The 20805-nt window shown below is 42.4% G+C and carries 23 protein-coding genes and 2 pseudogenes; 5 read left to right on the forward strand and 20 right to left on the reverse strand.

All coding sequences use genetic code 11. From position 1 onward, the window contains the following. Positions 1 to 3: 3 nt before the first annotated feature. Positions 4 to 384, reverse strand: a complete 381-nt coding sequence (locus ACRWSG_RS07915) for a hypothetical protein (protein WP_054554459.1) — start codon at positions 382 to 384, stop codon at positions 4 to 6. A 158-nt stretch (positions 385 to 542) separates the two neighbouring features. Here ACRWSG_RS07915 and ACRWSG_RS07920 point away from each other — a divergent pair. Further along, a pseudogene (locus ACRWSG_RS07920) lies at positions 543 to 1269 on the forward strand (hypothetical protein). Here the strand turns inward: ACRWSG_RS07920 and ACRWSG_RS07925 are convergent. After that, entirely contained in the window at positions 1244 to 1597 is a 354-nt protein-coding gene (locus ACRWSG_RS07925) for a VOC family protein (protein WP_054554461.1), read from the reverse strand. The pseudogene ACRWSG_RS07920 and the gene ACRWSG_RS07925 sit on opposite strands and share 26 nt — an antisense overlap. A gap of 116 nt (positions 1598 to 1713) precedes the next feature. Here ACRWSG_RS07925 and ACRWSG_RS07930 point away from each other — a divergent pair, with 116 nt between their 5' ends. Next, positions 1714 to 2367 carry an endonuclease gene (locus ACRWSG_RS07930; RefSeq protein ID WP_462166015.1) on the forward strand — a complete coding sequence of 218 codons (654 nt, stop codon included), beginning with the start codon at positions 1714 to 1716 and terminating at the stop codon, positions 2365 to 2367. 114 nt (positions 2368 to 2481) lie between these two features. On the opposite strand, the gene hmpA is transcribed toward ACRWSG_RS07930, so the two are convergent. Then, positions 2482 to 3645 (reverse strand): NO-inducible flavohemoprotein, encoded by a 1164-nt coding sequence (gene hmpA, locus ACRWSG_RS07935; protein WP_462166017.1) that lies wholly within the window; start codon positions 3643 to 3645, stop codon positions 2482 to 2484. 20 nt (positions 3646 to 3665) lie between these two features. Beyond that, a complete protein-coding gene (locus ACRWSG_RS07940; protein WP_462166018.1) occupies positions 3666 to 4799 on the reverse strand; it encodes an NnrS family protein in 1134 nt (377 codons plus the stop codon). A gap of 256 nt (positions 4800 to 5055) precedes the next feature. Here ACRWSG_RS07940 and norR point away from each other — a divergent pair. Next, positions 5056 to 6619 (forward strand): annotated as a pseudogene (norR, locus tag ACRWSG_RS07945) (nitric oxide reductase transcriptional regulator NorR). Here the strand turns inward: norR and ACRWSG_RS07950 are convergent. Next, positions 6616 to 7509 (reverse strand): LysR family transcriptional regulator, encoded by an 894-nt coding sequence (locus ACRWSG_RS07950; RefSeq protein ID WP_462166020.1) that lies wholly within the window; start codon positions 7507 to 7509, stop codon positions 6616 to 6618. The pseudogene norR and the gene ACRWSG_RS07950 sit on opposite strands and share 4 nt — an antisense overlap. A gap of 115 nt (positions 7510 to 7624) precedes the next feature. Here ACRWSG_RS07950 and ACRWSG_RS07955 point away from each other — a divergent pair, with 115 nt between their 5' ends. After that, entirely contained in the window at positions 7625 to 8194 is a 570-nt protein-coding gene (locus ACRWSG_RS07955; RefSeq protein ID WP_054554467.1) for an NADPH-dependent FMN reductase, read from the forward strand. Positions 8195 to 8217: 23 nt separating this feature from the next. On the opposite strand, the gene ACRWSG_RS07960 is transcribed toward ACRWSG_RS07955, so the two are convergent. Then, a complete protein-coding gene (locus ACRWSG_RS07960; protein ID WP_054554468.1) occupies positions 8218 to 8664 on the reverse strand; it encodes a tellurite resistance TerB family protein in 447 nt (148 codons plus the stop codon). Positions 8665 to 8839: 175 nt separating this feature from the next. On the opposite strand from ACRWSG_RS07960, the gene ACRWSG_RS07965 reads away from it, so the two are divergent. Beyond that, positions 8840 to 9157, forward strand: coding sequence for a hypothetical protein (locus ACRWSG_RS07965; protein ID WP_251603649.1), 318 nt, complete (start codon positions 8840 to 8842; stop codon positions 9155 to 9157). Between the two features lie 2 nt (positions 9158 to 9159). Here ACRWSG_RS07965 and ACRWSG_RS07970 read toward each other — a convergent pair whose 3' ends face one another. From ACRWSG_RS07970 to ACRWSG_RS08035, 14 genes are all read right to left on the reverse strand, one after another. Next, on the reverse strand, positions 9160 to 9753 hold the full coding sequence (locus tag ACRWSG_RS07970) for a hypothetical protein (protein ID WP_054562892.1): 594 nt from the start codon (positions 9751 to 9753) through the stop codon (positions 9160 to 9162). A gap of 123 nt (positions 9754 to 9876) precedes the next feature. Next, on the reverse strand, positions 9877 to 10476 hold the full coding sequence (gene leuD / locus ACRWSG_RS07975; protein WP_054554473.1) for a 3-isopropylmalate dehydratase small subunit: 600 nt from the start codon (positions 10474 to 10476) through the stop codon (positions 9877 to 9879). Then, positions 10476 to 11876 carry a 3-isopropylmalate dehydratase large subunit gene (gene leuC, locus ACRWSG_RS07980; protein WP_462166021.1) on the reverse strand — a complete coding sequence of 467 codons (1401 nt, stop codon included), beginning with the start codon at positions 11874 to 11876 and terminating at the stop codon, positions 10476 to 10478. The genes leuD and leuC overlap by 1 nt, the downstream gene beginning before the upstream one ends. 58 nt (positions 11877 to 11934) lie before the next feature. Continuing rightward, a complete protein-coding gene (gene leuB / locus ACRWSG_RS07985; RefSeq protein WP_054554475.1) occupies positions 11935 to 13011 on the reverse strand; it encodes a 3-isopropylmalate dehydrogenase in 1077 nt (358 codons plus the stop codon). Further along, complete coding sequence (gene leuA, locus ACRWSG_RS07990; protein ID WP_175083016.1) at positions 13008 to 14555, reverse strand: 2-isopropylmalate synthase; 1548 nt, start codon at positions 14553 to 14555, stop codon at positions 13008 to 13010. Before leuA ends, leuB begins: the two co-directional genes overlap by 4 nt. 451 nt (positions 14556 to 15006) lie before the next feature. Continuing rightward, positions 15007 to 15540, reverse strand: coding sequence for a DUF2931 domain-containing protein (locus tag ACRWSG_RS07995; RefSeq protein WP_339980976.1), 534 nt, complete (start codon positions 15538 to 15540; stop codon positions 15007 to 15009). Between the two features lies 1 nt (position 15541). Then, entirely contained in the window at positions 15542 to 16054 is a 513-nt protein-coding gene (locus ACRWSG_RS08000; protein WP_462166022.1) for a DUF2931 family protein, read from the reverse strand. A gap of 9 nt (positions 16055 to 16063) precedes the next feature. Continuing rightward, on the reverse strand, positions 16064 to 16582 hold the full coding sequence (locus tag ACRWSG_RS08005) for a DUF2931 family protein (RefSeq protein ID WP_462166023.1): 519 nt from the start codon (positions 16580 to 16582) through the stop codon (positions 16064 to 16066). Positions 16583 to 16599: 17 nt separating this feature from the next. Beyond that, positions 16600 to 17112 carry a DUF2931 family protein gene (locus ACRWSG_RS08010; RefSeq protein WP_462166025.1) on the reverse strand — a complete coding sequence of 171 codons (513 nt, stop codon included), beginning with the start codon at positions 17110 to 17112 and terminating at the stop codon, positions 16600 to 16602. A gap of 9 nt (positions 17113 to 17121) precedes the next feature. Further along, entirely contained in the window at positions 17122 to 17640 is a 519-nt protein-coding gene (locus tag ACRWSG_RS08015; protein WP_462166026.1) for a DUF2931 family protein, read from the reverse strand. Then, a complete protein-coding gene (locus ACRWSG_RS08020) occupies positions 17625 to 18230 on the reverse strand; it encodes a hypothetical protein (RefSeq protein ID WP_462166027.1) in 606 nt (201 codons plus the stop codon). Before ACRWSG_RS08020 ends, ACRWSG_RS08015 begins: the two co-directional genes overlap by 16 nt. Further along, positions 18211 to 19332, reverse strand: coding sequence for a T6SS phospholipase effector Tle1-like catalytic domain-containing protein (locus tag ACRWSG_RS08025; protein WP_462166028.1), 1122 nt, complete (start codon positions 19330 to 19332; stop codon positions 18211 to 18213). The genes ACRWSG_RS08020 and ACRWSG_RS08025 overlap by 20 nt, the downstream gene beginning before the upstream one ends. A 3-nt stretch (positions 19333 to 19335) precedes the next feature. Beyond that, positions 19336 to 19992, reverse strand: a complete 657-nt coding sequence (locus ACRWSG_RS08030) for a PGRP and LysM peptidoglycan-binding domain-containing protein (RefSeq protein ID WP_062564771.1) — start codon at positions 19990 to 19992, stop codon at positions 19336 to 19338. A 98-nt stretch (positions 19993 to 20090) separates the two neighbouring features. Next, positions 20091 to 20567 (reverse strand): hypothetical protein, encoded by a 477-nt coding sequence (locus tag ACRWSG_RS08035; protein WP_462166030.1) that lies wholly within the window; start codon positions 20565 to 20567, stop codon positions 20091 to 20093. Positions 20568 to 20805: the final 238 nt, after the last annotated feature.

Raw genomic sequence — 20805 nt, forward strand, 5'->3', positions numbered from 1 at the left:
TGGCTATTTTTCGACAGGATAAATAGTAATTTCAATCCCTGCGCCAATTGCAGAGATACGTAACAAGGTATCGGCATGCAGGGGTTGGTTAAAGCATTTAGGCGAATTACCTGATTCAAAGCCTATATCAAATGTACGCTTTGAGCACGATAACCACTGTTTTAATGCATTGCGCGAGCATGACTCAATAAGCTCGCAAAGCTGGTTAATGGCTTTATCTGGAGAGCTGATATCTGCGGTTGCTTCAATACGTGCTAGTTGGCGGTATTCATCTTGGTCATAATGTAAAACCATGGCGTTTTTCTTCAAATCAGCAACAAGCGCACTAATATCGTGCTTTGATTCAAGCTCCAGATCTACATTTAAAAATTGAATTTCCGACATACTCTCGTTTTTACCCTCTATTGATATCGACTGAAACTTTAACTCAGTTTTGTATATATACCAAATCTAGAATACAGTTAATGCGACATTATGCCGCATTGGCAATCTAGCTAAACAACCTAAAATAGCGCCCACATAACAATAATAACGGGGTAATTATGAATAAACGCCTGTTTAAGTATGCTCGTAAAGGGCATAAATGGCTTGGTTATTTACTTGCTTTACAGATTCTTTTTTTGGCTTTTAGGTGGGCTTGTGATGAGCTCATTACCACTTGAAAAAGTGCATGGTAAGCATCTGGCTAATCGCAGTTTAAGTAGCCCATTTTTATTGTCGGACTACCCTGCTTCAATTGATAAAATAACAGCGCAATTTGAGCAAATCGAAGGTATTAAATATAGCCATTTTTTAAATACCCCGATTATAGAAGTTACATCCTCTAGCGGTACGTTTACTTTTGATGGCAGAACAGGTGCTAAAATGCCTGCACCGAGTAAAGCGCAAATCATTGAAAATGCGCAAGCTCACCTGCTTATTGACGCAAAAATAACGCAAGCGCAGTTATTAACAAAAGGGCCAAGAGAGGTCGGCCGCAAAGCCAATGTTTGGCAAGTTAGCTTCGATGATTGGTTAACAACAACCTTATATTTAGATAGCCAAACCGGTAACCTTATTACTGTGCGCAGCACCCTGTGGCGGGTTTTCGACTTTTTCTGGATGCTACACATTATGGATTATGATGAGCGTGAGAACTTTAACAATCCACTACTCATCAGCTTCTCGGCCACCAGCGTACTATTTTGTATTACAGGAGTTCTCTTGTTACTACAAAACGTTCGAATTAAACGTAAAAAGCCAGCTACACGTGTTGGTCAATCAAAATAGGATTGCCATCTGGGTCGGTGATAATAAAACTCGCGTCACCGGCCTTTTGTATTTCTAATCCTTGTTGCTGAAATTGTGCAGCTAATTGCTCAAAGGTTGCAAATTCATCCAAAGCTTCAGCATTTTGATCCCACCCTGGGTTAAAGGTCAGCATGGTTTTGTCGAACATACCTTGAAACAAACCAATTAAATGTTCACCGTTTTTCATAATTAGCCAATGCTGTTCTATCTCCCCGGCAAACTCGTTGAAACCTAGCTTTTCATAAAACTGCTTTGAAGCACGAATATCTTTTACATTTAGACTTACAGAAAAAGCACCTAATAACATAGTTGTAATTCCTTTAATTAAAACGGCCTAACAACTATAGCTGAGTTGAAAAACTTTTCATTTTTAGAATAGTCGCTCTAAAATAGCGCTTCCTGTAGTTCACTGATGTGATGGATATGCGTTTATTTCTATACTTAGCCCTGTGTTTTATTTTCACTTTTCCTATATCCGCTAAAGAATTTTCGAGCTTTTACAGTGCCAAAAAGCATTTAATTAAGAATCTACCAAGCAACAGTAAAAGCTTATATTGTGGCTGCGACATAAAGCGCCAAGGTAAAAAACTTGTGCCAGATCCTAATGCGTGTGGTTATATTCCTAGAAACTCTGTCACCCGCTCAGGAAAAGAGAATGCACGCGCAAAAAGAATAGAATGGGAGCACATTGTGCCTGCCTGGGAGTTTGGTCATCAATTACAATGCTGGCAGGATGGCGGTCGCAAAAACTGTAAAAAGGTCAGTGAAAAGTTTCGTCAAATGGAAGCTGACATTAATAACCTTGCACCTGCTATAGGCGAGCTCAATGCTGACCGTTCAAACTTTCGCTATGGCATGGTGTCAACATCAAGTGCAAGTTACGGAGCATGCCCCGTAAAAGTCGACTTTAAGCAACGCGTATTTGAGCCACCCATTTATGCAAGAAAGCAAATAGCCGATACCTATTTTTATATGCAAAAAACCTATGGCTTAAAAATATCTGACAAACAACGTAAATTATTTGAATCGTGGCAAAAGCTTGAAATAGCTGAAATTAGCAATCGTAAGTTACTCTAATAGTGAAGTTCTTATGGGCTTCTAAAGTACAAAAAGAGCTCCGTATTTCACTTCCTGATCTAGAGCGCGAAGTTAACTAACAAAAAAGGCGCAGCTTCAGCTACGCCTTTTACATCATAAGCTTTGGTGAGGACCAAACACCTCGTAGTGAATGCGTTCACTTGCAACCCCAATACTTAGCAGCTGCTCTTTGATCATTGCCATAAAGGCGATAGGGCCACACAGGTAAAAGTCACCTTTACTAATTGGTAAGCTGTCAGCTATGTGGTTTACATCCATTAAGCCCGCAAAATCGCCCCCCTTGCCATCTTTAAACCAGGTAACACAATGTAATGAAGCGTGCGCTTGTTGTTGCTGTATTAAATACTCTTTAAAGGCAAACTGCGTCTCACTGTCGCAAGCATGCAGGTAATGGATTGACTGGTTAGGTTGATTACTTAATAGTGTTTCTAGCATCGCCATCATCGGGGTTTGACCAACACCCGCAGAAATCAATACAACAGGCGAGTCGATTTCGCGAAGCACAAAGTCGCCTGCAGGTGGGTAAATTTCTACCTTATCCCCCTCAGTTAAGCTGTGTAGGTAGTTAGATACCAAGCCTTCTTCTTTCACGCTAATTCGGTAATTGTGGCCATTACTTTGCTGTGATAAAGAGTATTGCCTAACTTGCGTTAAATCACTGTTTGCTGGCGTTACTTTAATTCCTAAATATTGGCCCGGTAAATACGCCACAACAGGCTTTGCATCGGCAGGCGTTAATATGAAACTGCAAATTTGCGATGACTCCATACGTTTTTCTGTAATTGTGAAAGTACGAGTACCAAACCAACCTCCCGGTGCCTTTTTGGTTTTTTGATATAGCGACATCTCCTCATTGATACATACATCCGCTAATAATGAATAGGCTTCACGCCATGCATACTCGACCTCAGGAGTAAATTGTTCTGGCAATAACTCTTTTAAAGTCGCAATCAGATGTCCACCAACAATAGGATAATGCTCTGGCAAAATATGGTAACTGGTGTGTTTATGATTAATGCGCGCAAGCGCACCTTTTAACACTGCCAAGTTATCAATATTTGCCGCGTAGGCAGCTAAGGCATTAAATAGCGCAAATTGCTGAGAGCCCGATTGCTGATGCGTCATATTAAAAATATTTTTAAGCTCTGGGTTGTAGCTAAACATACGATCATAAAAATACTCAGTCACTTGAGGGCCTGCTTGTGCAAGCAACGGCAAAGTACTTTTAACAATCTGGATCGTTTTTTCAGATAACATAGTTTTTCCTATTGGAGAGGTTAACCGCGGCGACCATCAACACGACGATTCACTAAGATGGGCGCACAATGAAATAAAAATAAGCTAAAGCCAGCAACCCACAGCAACGCACTTAACTGCCATGCAAGGTGATGACCTAAATAAACGGGAAGTAACGAACGTACAATGGCAGCTATCACAATGAGTACAAATGCCAAACTAATGTACGCAGGGGCCTGTAATGCGCGCCCAGTGTGACCATGAGAGACACGTACCATCATGGCGATGATCATCACACCTATGGTGCCAACAGTGATCAGATGAAGCGCATCTTTGAATAAGATAATTGGGCTGAAATAGCTCAGCGCGACGAGTATTAAACCAACCGATAAAGCCCAATAAGCCACATGTAATGACCATAGCAAAGGCACTTTTAGAATGCCTTTATGCCACCACAAAACACACCGGGCTGAATGTAAACAAGCAAGCCAAGCAAAAACCCAACCGGTGCTCATTGCGCTAAAAAATAGCTGACTCATAAAAAACCACGCAATGGCGAAAAATGAGCTAAATACGACTAATTTATCGAGCTTGGGGGTTCTAACTTGTTCACTTAGGTTAAGGCCGCGCGCGGTAAAAAATGGCACAACTCGCCCAGCCACAACACCAACTAGCAGTGTCATGATAAGTACAGCGGTATCAACAACCCCCAGTGCCAGCGACATTTTATTAAGTACAACTAAGCTCAAAAAAATCACATTGAGCGCACAGAGCAAAGATGCGATGACAATAAATAAGTAGTTATGGCTGCTTTTTGCCTGTATCAGCATGTCAGCTAGAATAATAATTCCAGCTAGCCACCAAACGAGTTGTAGCGCACTAACAATATAAAGGTTTAGCTGCTCGAACCCTGCAATCTCAATAAAAAAACTAAACCTTGCAGCAAGCCAAATCATGCTAAGCAAACAAAGCTTAATACCACTTACACTCGCCACACCTGTCCATGTTTGTGCGGCGGTTAGCAAAAAGCCCATGGCAACCACGCCTGCAAAGCCAAACAGCATTTCGTGAGCATGCCAAAGCGTTGCGGGCATTGTTAGGTGCCACTGTGCATAGCCCGCCAAGATTAAAAACCAGTAACTCATAGCAAATACAGCTAAGGCACCTGCCGCCAAGAAAAAAGGCCGAAATGCTAATGCCCATAACGGCCACTGGCTGAGTTGATAAAATTTGATTCTTAGTTGGCATAGGTTCAGTTAAATTAATGACTTTCATTCGTGCTCTCAGCGTTTAATTTCCCCAGCTATTGCACAGTTCAAGCCAAAAATAAAAACCATTAAATATCAATGCATTAAATTTGGACACTTGATAAATAAGTCAAAATGACACACCATTAAAAGCATCAATAAAACACATTCAGGTCAAATTGACATGATACTCAAAAAATCCCTTCTTGATGTTGCACTTGCACTTACCAAAGCAAGCAGTGTTGATCATAATTTCAGTTATCTGTTGAGTTGCATTAATGATTGGCTTGAATGTGATGCAGTTGCCTTATTATTGAAACAAGGCGATGTGTTAAAGCCCGTAGCCCTTCATGGGTTGTCGGACGATACGTTAGGAAGACGCTTTAAAATAGCGGAGCATCCGCGCTTATTTGAAATATGCCGTGGCAGTGAACCGCTAAAATTTGCCAAAGACTGTGGCCTACCCGACCCCTACGATGGTTTATTACAAAGCCAGCATGGCGACTTTCCTGTTCATGCCTGCATGGGCGTGCCGCTGCTGAGTAGCAAAGATAACAACGAACTATTGGGTGTTTTGACCTTTGATAGTTTAGATGAACATGCCTTTGACGCTTTAGCAATGAACGAGCTCAATCAACTAAAACAGCTAGCTGCAGGCTATGTTGAGCATGCCCTAACCTTGCAGCATTTTATGCAACACGCACAGCACAGCCATCAAGTTGCGCAGCAGCTTAACCTTGAGGCACTAACACGAGAAGGTGTCGAAATTATTGGTAATAGCCAAGCAATGCAGACCCTTAAAAATGATATTCAGCTGGTGGCTGCCTCAGAATTTAGCGTTTTAATACAAGGCGACACAGGCGTCGGTAAAGAACTCGTTGCGCGCAATATCCATTTAAACTCAAAACGCCGTGACATGCCGTTGATCCACTTAAACTGCGCATCGTTACCAGAGAACTTAGCCGAAAGTGAATTTTTTGGTCACAGTAAAGGCGCATTTACTGGCGCACATACTGCTCGCCAGGGTAAGTTTCAACTCGCCGATGGCGGCACGCTATTTTTAGATGAAATCGGCGAACTTCCGCTTGCCATGCAAAGTAAGTTATTGCGTGTATTACAAAGTGGTGAAGTACAAACGGTGGGGGAAGATCAAAGCCGTTATGTTGATGTCAGAGTGATTGCAGCAACCAATCGCGATTTAAAACAAGAAGTCGCTGCGGGGCGCTTTCGTGCAGATCTTTATCACCGATTAAGCGTTTACCCATTGCATGTTGCACCACTAAAAGAGCGCGATAACGATGTTATTTTATTAGCAGGCTTTTTTATTGAGCAAACATCTAAAAAACTGGCAATTAAGCAACTTAAGCTTAGTAGCGATACACAATTACTACTGCGTCAATATGATTGCGCCAGGCAATGTGAGAGAGCTTGAACATGTGATCAGTCGCGCAGCACTCAAAGCCAAACAACAGCAATGGCAACAAAGCATTGTCACAATCGAGCCTGAACATTGTGATATTGCTAAAACCGCCGTTGCCGCACCAAGCCCTGTTGCAGTTAACGAACAAAAAGCCACTCGCTTATCGCTGAAAGAGGCAACTGACGCTTTTAGTTATCAATTGATTATGCAACAACTTGAACTACATAACCTAAACTGGGCTGCCACAGCACGTAGCTTAAGTGTTGATAGAGCCAACCTTGTGCGCCTAGCCAAACGGCTAGGCATTAGCGTTAAAAAGTCTGTTTAAGCTTTTAAATCTTTAAAATAGGCTTTTAAAAGCTGACTAAATGCTTGGACTTTGGCTGTGCGATGCACCAAGTGATGCGTTACCAGCCAAAGATCCGTTGGCCAGTTTAGCTCTTTAGGAAGCACTGGCAGCAGATCAGGGTATTGGCTTGCCACTTCATGCTGTAAACCACCAATTCCTAAGCCCCTCACAATCGCCCGTGTAGCTTCTGATGTTTCAGACACCCGTAGCTTAATTTGCGAAGGTTCAATGTGTTGATCAACCCATGCAAAATAAGGCACTTTACCGTTATAGCCAGCCACCCCAGAGACAAAACTATGCTGCTGCAACTGCTCAATATTCTTTGGCATGCCATACTTTTCAATATAACTTTTAGAGGCATAAAACCCTGACGAAAGTTCAGCTAAATGCTGGGCAATATAGTCGCCTTCATCAGGCCGAGGACCTGCTCGCACGGCAATGTGTGCCTGACCGTGATCAAGACGTAAGCGGTTTTGATCAAGAATAACTTCGAGCTGCACTTGCGGGTGCAGGCTTTGAAACTGTTCGCAGACATCACTAAGCACATCAATAAAACCACTGACCGTAGTTAATAATAAACTGCCTCGCAGTTGGCTATCAGCGGCAATAATATCGTTGTGAAGTTTTTCAAGTTCAGCGTTAATCGATTTTGCAGTCGCAAACAACTTAGCGCCTATTTCTGTCACTGTATAGCCACGGGCATGACGGTGGAATAACCGCGCGTCAAGGTTATCTTCTAAATTGTTGATTCTTCTAAGCACTGTGCTGTGATGAACACCTAACGATTCGGCAGCTGCGGTTAACGTGCCGAGTATTGCCACTTCAAAAGCGACTTTTACATCTTGCCAATCATCAAATTGAATCGCCATAACGGCTCCTTGTGTGCATATACGCACATAAGTTTTGCGTTTATTTGGCTTTTCTGCAAGCTGTTTTTTGCTACAGTGAGTATATCAACAGTGAAGCTTAAAAAAGGAAGCAATCATGACAGCACCAAAAATTATTGCCCTAGCAGGCAGCCTACGTAAAGACAGCTTTAATCAAAAACTGATCAATGAAGCTGCGCGCTTCGCCCTCGAAAGTGGTGCTGAAGTAGAAGTGATTAAATTAAGCGATTTAAACTTACCTTTATTTGACGAAGATATTGAAGCGCAAGGTACACCTGCTGGCGCACAATTATTAAAAGATAAGCTTCGCGCAGCTGACGGTATTTTATTAGCAAGCCCAGAATATAATGGCTCAATTACAGCACCACTTAAAAACGCAATCGATTGGGCATCTCGTACAGAGCAAGGTGCAGTGCCTGCTTTTCGAAATAAAGTTACTGCACTGTATGCATCGTCACCGGGTGGTTTAGGTGGCTTACGTGGTTTAAATCATGTACGTGATATTTTATCGGGTATTGGTAGCTTAGTACTTGCAGATCAACTAGCAGTGCCTGCTATCCACACTAAATTAGATGAGCAAGGCCGCATCAGCGATGCTGATACAGCCGATAAAGTTGCCAGCCTTGCCCAGCAACTTGTGAGCGTAGCGAGCAAATTAAATAAATAATTGCTAGCCTAGTTTTATCGCTACTAACTTAGTTTTGTCGCTGCTAACTTAGCAGCGATAAAATCTTCATGGGTTACATACAATAAACTTGCGACACGGCGAATAACCATTTCTTCATGCTTATCTAAATTGCCATCTGCGTAGGCTAAACGCCACAACAGCTCGATGATATCAATACGCTGCTCGGCGCTGCACTGGGCATTAATTTGCTTTGAAAACTGAAAATAATCTATTGCATCATCTAGGCTTTGCGATGCACTTGCAACTAACTCTTGAACCTCTTCCTCGTTAAGCGAGAAATACTTCTTTAAGGTCTCATTCAGGGTCTGTTGCTCATCATCTTGTAACTCATTATCTGCACGCATAACCTCAATCAATAACGCAGCAACGGCGGTTTTTAGGTCATGCTCAGTAATGCTAGATTGGGTATCATTCAGCGCTGAAAACAGCTGTTTTATTTTATTGAGCATCACATTTTCCCTTTTTGGGTGTTAGACTACATGTAAGACGTAACGTTACCTTAGTTTGACTATGGATGCTAATTCAGGTTCAACATCACGATGAAACAAGGTATTAATCACATGGAGTTAAGTGTTTATGAGTGAACTGAGAAGTACACAAGCACTATTAATTAGCGCCGTTTTAATGTTAGCGGGGTGCAGTAATGCACAGGCAGCAAAAGGCGAAACCGAAAAGCTCTATGACTTCGACGAAAAAGTCCATTACTACCAAACTAAATTGGCCGACGGCCGCTACCACCTCGAAATTCAGTCTGACGACTACAAGCACTTTCGCAATCAAAGCGTATTCTTACTGCGCCATGCTAGTCGCTTATGTAGAGACAAACCTTTTATGCTAAGAGTGACTGATGGGGTGCAGGAGTATGAACGTTTTCCAACTAAACCTCGCGCCTATCAGCCCCCTTTAACGGTTGTTTTACAGTGTGAAGACGAAGCTAAATAGTACTAGTCTTCATATCCCCACGGCGCGCTTGGCGGCGTGATAGGTTTAGTTAAGTCAAAATCAACGCGAAACTCACGTCCTTCACGCACTAAGCGATACGTAAATTGCTTTGGATAAATATACATTTGCCAAGTGTTACCCATTGATTGGGGAATACCTTGGCTCACAAACAACTCTTTTGAGTATTGATCAGCCGGGAACGACTGTGCGTTAGCAAAACCCGCATCAAGGGTATGGCCACCATACATGGTTGATTTATCATCGCTGCCATCTTTATGACGATGGTCATGCTTTAAACTAAGTCCACTGCCCGTTTTTGTGATGATCCAAGTACGAGATGCATCATCCCCTACATGAAATGGCACTTGTAACTCACGCTCGTTACAACGACGTACATGCATTACTAACTTTTTGCCCGCAAATGAGCTCGGGCCAGCTGCGTTATCAACGCTCACTTTACCTTCGTAAGCTTTACCGCAATGGGCAGCGATATTATCAAAAAAGCCATCATGGCTTGGAATTGACACTAACGGTGCAGGTCGTGCAGCCGCTACTGATGATGCTGCCACGAGCATCGATGCCACTAAGTATTTCATGGTGTGTTCCCTAAATAAAATTGCAGTCTAGGCTAATGGTTTAAAGGCCATAAAGAAAACAATTACGATAAATAACAAAAAAACGCGGCCTTGGCCGCGTTTAGGTTCACATGGAAAAACAGGTTATTGCCAAGGGCGTTCTGCTGCAAGTTGCTGCTCAAAGGCATCAATTTGGCTGTTAAGTGTTTCAGTCACACCGATAAAGTCCAAGCCACTTAATAAACGCTCTTTGATGTCATGGCGAATATCAAAGTGAATAGTGTCAAACTTATCGCTACGAAGTTGTTGGTTTTCTAAATCAACTTCGATATTAATATCATCATGCTGTTCACTCAGTACAAATAATTGCTCAAGTGTTTCTGCAGGTAATGCGATAGCAAGCATTTGGTTATTGCCGCAGTTGTTAAAGAAAATATCAGCAAAGCTTTCCGCTAAGATAACTTCAAAACCATATTGCTTTAATGCCCATGGCGCGTGCTCACGCGATGAACCACAACCAAAATTGTCGCGAGTTAAAAGAATTTGCGCACCTTGGTAACAAGGGCGGTTCAAAATAAACTCAGGGTTTGGCTCGCCGTTATCTAAATAACGCCAATCGTAAAAAAGCGCCGCATCAAAGCCATCACGGCTGGTCGACGTTAAAAACTGCTTTGGAATAATTTGGTCAGTATCAACATTGTTTTTATCTAACGGGGCCATTAAGCCACTAAAAAATACACTCATTAGGCTTCTCCTCTGATATCAACAAAACGACCATGAATTGCCGCTGCCGCAGCCATTGCAGGGCTCACTAAGTGAGTGCGATCACCGCGACCTTGGCGACCTTCAAAGTTACGATTTGATGTAGAAGCACAGCGTTTACCTGCTTCTAATCTGTCGTCATTCATTGCTAAGCACATTGAACAACCTGGCTCACGCCATTCAAAGCCAGCTGCTTTAAAGATATCTGCAAGACCTTCGTCTTCGGCTTGTTTTTTAACAAGACCTGAGCCTGGAACAATCAGCGCTTCAACACCCGCTGCAACCTGCTTACCTTCAACAATTTGCGCAGCAGCACGTAAATCTTCAATTCGGCTATTTGTACATGAGCCAATAAATACGGTATCAACAGTCGCAGAAGACAATTTATCACCGGCTTTTAAACCCATATATTTTAGTGCGCTACGGATTGCATCAGCTTTGATTAGGTCTGGTTCTTGCTCAGGATCAGGAATGAATTCATCTACGCCAATCACTTGCTCAGGGCTGGTACCCCACGTAATTTGCGGTTGAATATCAGCAGCCTCTAATTCAACAACATGATCAAACTCTGCGCCTTCATCAGTTTTTAGTGTTTGCCAGTAGGCAACGGCACTATCAAAGTCAGCACCTTGTGGTGCAAATGGGCGACCTTTTAAATAATCATAAGTTGTTTGATCTGGTGCGATTAAACCCGCTTTTGCGCCCATTTCAATACTCATATTACAAAGCGTCATACGCGCTTCCATAGACAGCGCTTCGATCCCTTCACCACAAAACTCAGCAACATAGCCAGTACCACCCGCAGTGCCTAATTTACCGATCACTGCCATGATTAAATCTTTGGCAGTAACGGTTGGACGTAGGCGACCATTTATTTGAATTTTTAATGACTTGGCTTTTTTCTGCTGCAGTGTTTGAGTGGCTAGAACATGCTCAACTTCTGAAGTACCAATACCGTGCGCTAGTGCACCAAATGCACCATGGGTAGAGGTATGGCTGTCACCACACACTATGGTTGTGCCCGGTAAGGTAATGCCCTGTTCAGGCCCCATTACATGCACAATACCTTGATTAATCGAATTTAAATCATAAAGTTGAATACCAAACTCTTTACAGTTTGCATCCAGTGCCATTAATTGATTTTTTGACACTTCACTCGCAGCATCTAATGAGCGACTTTTTGTTGAAACATTATGGTCCATAGTCGCAAAGGTTTTTTCTGGGCAACGTACTTTGCGGTTTTTCTCACGTAAACCAGCAAAGGCTTGCGGCGATGTAACTTCATGAACTAGGTGACGGTCGATATAAAGTAAATCAGTTTGATCATTTATGCTGGCGACTACATGAGCTTGCCAAATTTTATCGTATAAGGTTTGGGCCACTTGCTATTCCCTCATTTTAGTTACGCTGAGTGACGTGCTCAGCGCAAACAATTTTTAATTAAATACGTGCCACAATTGCCGCAGCAACATCACTGGTGGTATACCCTGCATTTGGGTAGATATCTGGCGTACCAACACCGGCTTCAACCGCTTCTGCCACCGCTTTTTCAATCGTACGAGCCGCTTCATCTTGCCCTAGTGAGTAACGCAACATAAGCGCAGCACTTAAAATTTGCGCGATTGGGTTTGCCACCCCTTTACCAGCGATATCAGGTGCTGAGCCACCAGCTGGCTCATACAAACCAAAGCCAGACTGATTTAAACTCGCTGATGGTAATAAGCCCATAGAGCCTGTGATCATCGCGCACTCATCAGACAAAATGTCGCCAAATAAGTTATCGCAAAGTAATACATCAAACTGGCTTGGCTGTTTTACTAACTGCATTGCCGCGTTATCAACATAAATGTAGTCAAGGCTTACTTCTGGGTAATCTTTGCTTACTTCAGAGACCACTTCACGCCAAAGTACGCTGGTCGCTAACACATTCGCTTTATCAACCGAGGTAACATGATTACTACGCAGCTTAGCGGCTTCAAATGCAAAGCGTGCGATGCGCTCAATTTCTTTACGTGAATATGTTTGGGTATCGAAAGCGGCTTCTTGCTCACCTTCGCCACTGCGGCCTTTTTCACCGAAATAAATACCGCCGGTTAGCTCGCGCACACATAAGATATCAAAGCCTTGTGCGCTGATATCTGCACGAAGTGGTGACGCAGCACTTAGTGCTGGTAATAATTGTGCTGGGCGTAAATTACAGAACAAACCAAAATGCTTGCGCAGTGGCAACAGTGAAGCTCGCTCTGGCTGCTCGTTCGGTGGTAAGTTTTCCCACTTAGGGCCGCCTACCGAGCCAAATAAAATCGCATCGGCATTTTCGCAGGCACTCAGTGTGCTTTGCGGCAGTGCCTGACCAAACTCATCAATGGCAGCACCACCAATCGCGTGGTGATGACGAGTCAAAGTAAAACCAAACTTTTCGCTTACAGCATCCAAGACGGTTTCTGCTGCTGCCATAACTTCTGGACCAATCCCGTCGCCTGCTAATACTGCGATACTGTAATTCGATTGACTCATCCTGCTTTCCTCTGTTGTTTTAAATCAGACACTTTTTGTGCACGATAAATTAAGTTATAAACGCGGATCATGGCGCGTACTGACGCTTCTACCACATCCGCTGCAATGCCCGCGCCGTGATATGGGCGACCATCGTATTTAGCGATAATATTCACTTGCCCTAGCGAGCTGGCACCTTGGCCTGTTGCTTCTAGGTTGTATTCAATCATCTCAACCGACATACCCGTTAAGCGCTCAATTGCTAAGAATGATGCTTCTACAGGGCCATTCCCTGTTGCGGCCTCTTGCTTTGACTCACCATCAATTGTCATGCCGATTGTTGAGCTCGCCACCGATTGTGAGTTAGACGTCGAGTTAACAAACTCAAGTTGATATTTTTCGTCTTTATCTTTGATTTGATTAAAGTAAATCATCGCTTCTAAGTCGTAGTCATACACAGTGCCTTTTTGGTCTGCTAATGCTAAGAAGCTGCTGTATAAGCTATCCATATCGTAATCAGATTTTTGATAGCCTAACTCTTCTAAACGATGCTCAATAACATGACGACCTGAACGCGAAGTCATGTTTAATTGGTTATTAGGTACACCGACACTTTCTGGCGACATTATTTCGTAAGTGTTTTGGGCTTTTAATACGCCGTCTTGGTGGATCCCTGAGCTGTGTGCAAAGGCATTTTCACCAACAATTGCTTTGTTTGGTTGTACTGGCATATTACAAATCTTCGCGACTTGACGCGAAGCACGGTAAATTTCTTCACTACGAATATCGGTATGCACTTTTAAGTGGTCTTCACGCATCTTCATGATCATCGCCACTTCTTCAAGCGAACAGTTACCTGCGCGCTCACCAATACCATTAATCGTACATTCGATTTGGCGAGCACCGGCTTGTACTGCAGCGATTGAGTTAGCAACCGCTAAACCTAAATCGTTATGGCAATGCACGCTCAAACGAGCCTTGTCGATATTTGGCACATTGTTCATTAAGTGATGGATCATCGCAGCATATTCGTCTGGCGTTACATAGCCAACAGTGTCAGGTAAGTTGATAGTTGATGCACCCGCATCAATAGCTTTTTCAACGATGCGGCATAAATCCCAATGCGGTGTACGACCAGCATCTTCACACGAAAACTCAACGTCATCGGTGTAGTTACGTGCAAGTTGAATCGACTTAACAGCCATTGCCGTTGCATCGTCTAAGCTCATACGTAATTTGTGCTCAAGGTGTAATGGGCTGGTTGCAATAAATGTATGAATACGGCCCTGCTCTGCCGGGCGAAGCGCTTCACCACATGCTTCAATATCTTTTGCTACAGCACGTGCTAAGCCACAAATAATCGGCCCTTTCACTTCAGTCGCAATGCGCTGTACAGAGCGAAAATCTGCTGGGCTAGATACCGGAAAACCTACTTCCATTACATCCACATTTAAGCGGCTAATGGTATGCGCAAGTTGAATTTTGTCGTCTTCGGTTAGGCTTGCTTTTAATGCTTGCTCACCATCACGTAACGTTGTGTCAAAAATCCAAACCTTATCTTTCATAAACTGTCCTCGTTCCCAATGACCCATTAGCGAGATAAAAAAAACCCCGCGGTTGCGGGGTTTTTTAATGTTCTACAAATGCAAATACACTAAGCCCCGCTCACTGATTTAAGCAGTAAGAGGTTTAGTTTTAATGTAATTGAATGTGTAATTTGCATCTTAATTTACTAAATGTGTGTTCAGTGGCTGTATTTTTAACATTCAAAAAACCAGCTTGCAAGCATAATCTTTCCACAAAATCGATTTTTAAATCGCGTTAATGAAATTAAAAATCCATAAAAGCACACTTTAAAGGTTAATTAAACCCAATTGAATGCATAGAACGTTTAAAGTTTCGGAAGGTAAAGCTTCTATTGCTTAGATTAACTTTTAATTGTGATAGTTATCACATACACATAAAGTAACAGTACGAGGAAAAAATCTAATTGTTTAGTGAGATGTTCTAAAAACATCATTGATTCTCACGCCATTGCGCTTGCCCAGAGCCAAGTTCATGTAATACACGATCAGTTCTATTTCTTCCCGAGGGCGCATTGGATAGCCAAACGTTAATTTCGCCTGTCTCGCTCATTCCTATTATTAAATAAGGTATGATTTCTTTTGCTTTGCGCCCAGTGCTCACAACGGTGTATCTAGGTAAGTTTTTAGCTAATTTATATCCCGCCTTATCTATAGCCACTTCACCGTAATAAATTCTATTTTCTGATTTATCGAGCCATTCAACCGCCACTTTTTCGGGGAACTTTTGGTCGTATACACCAACTGTCGCTCTAGTTTCGCCATAACAGCAACCAATAGCCCCTGATGGTATGCCCCATGTATCATCAAATACCACTGAGCGCCCCCAAATAGCATTCCCATTCTCAGTGCCTACGCCTGCTACCATGTAATCTATTTTTCCCGTTGACGAGCAACCTACCAGTAACAAAGCACATGCAATTGAGATGAGTGGTTTTATAAACTTGTCCATAGTAACTAAATGCATTTTAATTATTCTCACGCCATTGCGCTTGCCCTGAGCCAAGTTCATGTAATACTCGCCCTGTGAACCCTGCTGAAGGTGTATTTGATATCCACACTTTTATTTCACCGGTCTCACCCATACCAATAATTAAATAAGGTTTTACATCTTTAAAAACTTTACCTGTGTGCGCAGTGAATGGGGGTAAGTTTTTAGCTAATTTATACCCCACCTTATCTATAGCCACTTCACCGTAGTAAATTCTATTTTCTGATTTATCGAGCCATTCAACCGCCACTTTTTCCGGGAATTTTTGGTCGTATACACCAACTGTCGCTCTTGTCTCTCCATAACAGCAACCAATAGCCCCTGATGGTATGCCCCATGTATCATCAAATATCACTGAGCGCCCCCAAATAGCATTCCCATTCTCAGTGCCTACGCCTGCAACCATGTAATCTATTTTTCCCGTTGACGAGCAACCTACCAGTAACAAAGCACATGCAATTGAGATAAGTGGTTTTATAAACTTGTCCATAGTCAGTTTTTATTTATTCTCACGCCATTGCGCTTGCCCAGAGCCAAGTTCATGTAATACACGATCAGTTCTATTTCTTCCCGAGGGCGCATTGGATAGCCAAACGTTAATTTCGCCTGTCTCGCTCATTCCTATTATTAAATAAGGTATGATTTCTTTTGCTTTGCGCCCAGTGCTCACAACGGTGTATCTAGGTAAGTTTTTAGCTAATTTATACCCTGCCTTATCTATGACCACTTCACCGTAATAAATTCTATTTTCTGATTTATCAAGCCACTCAACTACCACTTTTTCTGGGAATTTTTGGTCATATACACCACTTGTTTTGCCTGCACTTTCCCAACAACAACCGAGGCTTCCCATAGGAACCCCCCAACTATCATCAAAAGTAATTGCCTGCACCCAAATTTGGTTACCTTTTTGTGTCGCACCTCCTGCAACCATGTAATCTATTTTTCCCGTTGACGAGCAACCTGCTAAAAACAAAGCACATGCAATTGAGATAAGTGGTTTTATAAACTTGTCCATCGTTGCCAAGTGCATTTTTATTTATTCTCACGCCATTGCGCTTGCCCTGAGCCTAGTTCATGTAATACTCGCCCTGTGAACCCTGCTGAACGTGTATTTGATATCCACACTTTTATTTCACCTGTCTCACCCATGCCAATAATTAGGTAGGGAAAAATCTCGTCCTCAACTTCACCTGTGTAATAACTAAAATTAGGTAAGTTTTTAGCTAATTTATATCCCGCTTTATCTATGGCCACTTCACCGTAATAAATTCTATTTTCTGATTTATCGAGCCATTCAACCGCCACTTTTTCAGGGAACTTTTGGTCGTACAAACTGACTGTACCACCAGCCTCAGCATAACAACACTCAATTGCTCCTGATGGTATGCCCCATGTATTATCAAATACCACTGAGCGCCCCCAAATAGCATTCCCATTCTCAGTGCCTACGCCTGCAACCATGTAATCTATTTTTCCCGTTGACGAGCAACCTACCAGTAACAAAGCACATGCAATTGAGATGAGTGGTTTTATAAACTTGTCCATAGTCGGTTTTTATTTATTCTCACGCCATTGCGCTTGCCCTGAGCCAAGTTCATGTAATACACGACCAACCCTATTCATTTCTGAGCTTGTATTTGATAACCAAACCTTAATCTCGCCAGTTGCTCCCATACCAATAATCAAGTAGGGGGTTATATTTGTTTCTATCTCTCCTGTGCTTACCCATGTATAAGTAGGTAAATTTTTAGCTAATTTATACCCTGCCTTATCTATAGCCACTTCACCGTAATAAATTCTATTTTCTGATTTATCGAGCCATTCAACCGCCACTTTTTCGGGGAACTTTTGGTCGTACAAACTGACTGTACCGCCAGCCTCAGCATAACAACACTCAATTGCCCCTGATGGTATGCCCCATGTATCATCAAATACCACTGAGCGCCCCCAAATAGCATTCCCATTCTCAGTGCCTACGCCTGCTACCATGTAATCTATTTTTCCCGTTGACGAGCAACCGGCCAAAAACAAAGCATATGCAATTGAGATGAGTGGTTTTATAAACTTGTCCATAATCGGTATCCATTTATTAGTTGTGATTGCCATTGTGTGCTTGTTTCAGCTTGGCTTGGCTGGTTATAAAAAAGCTCGCGCTGTTGGTTTTTGGTGGTAAATTCGGCTTCTTCTTCGGGGCCGTGAGCTATCGCATCAATCGTTGCCGCGTATTTAACACTATGGTGAATGTAGTCTTTGTATAAAGCATGCCAGGCTTCACTTTGCGGGCCAAAACTGCGCGCTGTATCTACAAGCGATTTAAGCTCGCTTGGTAAAACATAAGGAAAAGCCTGACCATCAGCTTGTTTACGGATAGCAAGCTCTGCGAGGTTTTGCAACGGCACCCCTTGATTTACAGCCGTTTCGTGCATAAGCGCTAAACTATAATGCGGCAGAATATTGCTTAATTTACGGCTCCAATACGGCCTATAGCTGGTGTAAATTGTATTTTCTGATTTATTCCAAATTCGCTTTGGTTGCCGGTTTATTCTTGGCCGGCTTGCTTTAAATTGAATATTAATTGTTGGCCAATAATATTTTTGTTCGAGTGACTGTTTAAGCTGTACGAGCTCTTTGTCGTGCTCTGGCTCACCAGCTTGGTTTCGCAATATACTGCCGAGGGTAAAGAATGTTCGTTTCAACGGGGCCGTAACCGCCACCAATATCTGAGTGCACACCTGGCAGCTCAATTTCTTTGTGGTTTTCTGATAGCAGCTTGTTACTACTGAGTAATGAGCTAAGAGGGAATTTATCGCGCTTTTCATCAAACGCAGCTAAGTGCATCACATACCCGGCACTGCTGCTCGCTAAATTTAAGTTAATGGGGTAGTCAAGTTCGTCATCGGCGTAAAATTCGCTGTGGTTGTTATCGCCATCGCCGCCAATAGATGCAACACTATCAAATAAGCCCACAAAACGAATAACAGGCTTAATGCCGCCCCAATAATTTGGCTTGTCTTGATATATTGCATTGACCTGATTAACAAACGCTCGCGCTTGGGCTGCACCTCGGCTAAAGCCAAATACATCTATAAACCCAGTTTTTGTGTATGCAAATTTTTTGAAAAACTCGGCAGTTCTGATTAATGCTTGTTTTATACGCTCGTCAAAGCTAAACGCCAATCCCATATCTAGTGTTGAATCACTTTTATTCGCTTCAGTGCCAATTCCTTCTTCATAATGCCTATTTTGAAAAGTCTTAATCGGATATAACTCAAACAACTTAACAACATTCGTGGGCTCCTTGCTGTCTGTTGAGTCTTGTATGTCGTTAAAACGGTTATTACCTGTGCCATCAAAAAACACCCCAAAGCAAGGCGGTTCGGCAAGTAAGGTGAGTTCTACATGGCCTTTAGGTAAAATTTTATGCTGAAGTAGTTGCGGGCCGCCCTTACTGCCAATATTAAATGACTTTACCGTGTTTGAATTAAAATAGTCTGCAAATTGCTGCTCATTAACAAGAGTAAACTCGGCCTTACCAGCAACAATTGCTTTGAGTGTATAAGGTGTATCTTGCGACAGGTTATTAAAACGGTAGTGCTGCGCTGCTTGTTTTTCAACTACGGCCTTGTTGCCTTGTGAAAATAGCTGTATTTCTACATCAACATCGCCCAGTACTTTTACAATAATATGCTTTGTGGTTGCACCCGCACCGGTATTAATAACAAGTGTATTAACAAGATTTACTGCCATTGGCATTGCTTGGCTCATTACTTATGCTCCGTATACGTCAACAAGACGACGTTTAGTAATTGGCCCTGCTATGCCATCAACTTGCAACTGCTGCGCAAGCTGAAAAGCTTTAACACCTGTTTGTGTTTTTGATCCATTAATTCCATCAACCTTGCCACAATCAAATCCAAGTAAATTGCAACGCCCTTGCACTCCTGACAAGGTTTCAATAGGGTCTAAGTGCCCAACTTGAATAGCAAAACTCTTTGTTGGTGTGGTGTCTTCGTCATTGAGATATAAATCTACTTGCCCTGTAAGCGTTTCATTTTCGGTGAGCTCTACTTCAATTAAACCATCTTCTGCTATGACGGTATCAATTGTTTGCCCTGCGATATTCAGTACAATGCGCTTTCCCGTAATTTGCTCGCCATTTTCGTAAGCTAGTTTTAAACGAAAGAATTCTTTTTCATCACGCACCATAAAAGAGTTTTTACTATCTGTTTTCAGTGGCATGAATTTTTCAACTTTTGCTGGAATAGCAATTACGTCGCCGGGGTAAATTTGGTTAGGATCAGGCCTTAAAGAACGAAACTCAGCATTAAGCGGATGCAAGTAAAGACCATTAGAGGTTCTAAACCCATATTGACGAGCAATGCGTAGCAAGGTTTCGCCTTGCGACACAGTATGTTGTAAGGTCATAAATTATATCCTTATAAATTTATTCATTACGGGAAGGGCTGGCCACCTGCCAGTCTTTGTCATCTAACTCATGAAAGCTTATTTTAGCGTTTTCAAAGTCAGGGATCTGATACGTGGGCATAACCCTTACTATCTAATACTCCACTGACTACATGCCCATTACGCAAGCGAATTTTATAGCCCATGTTTGTCTGTGGGTTACCTGCTTGATCAAGCAACTCAATTTCATATTCTTGTGTTGGTTGAAGCACTGTAAAAGAGGTGGTTTCCACAAGACCTGACGCAGTCACAGTGACAGCATAAACACCTGGCTTCACAACTAAATAATGCTGCCAAAACGATATTTCATCTGGGCGCTTTTTTTCTAATTGCAATGTAATTTGACCATTTGTAGGCCCTTGCCAAACTATATCTATACTGCGGCAATTACTGCAGGAGCCTTCTATATTTAATTTCCAACCATTGGGAACTATCAATCCAGTACCTACCGGTGCGGGCTTAGCACGACTAAACCCCAAATTGTAATCATAAATAAGGTTCGCATTTTTATAGCCTGTATATTGTTGAGCTAACATTTCTACCGTTTCAGATGCTTGGAGCACATGAGTTGTGAAATTTTGCCGAACTTGGTGAGATGCTTTTAACTCTACCTTACTATTTGCAACAGGCTTATAAAGAGCTAACGTAGGTTGAAATTGTTGAGTTGCTGTTGGGCGGATAACACGACGAGTATAAGTTATGTGTTGATCTATCCTGTTAGGTTGTCCCTCAAAGCCATTGCTATGTAATAGCCTAGCTTGTTGATTCTCTCAT

Source organism: Pseudoalteromonas sp. GB43 (genome assembly GCF_054923805.1).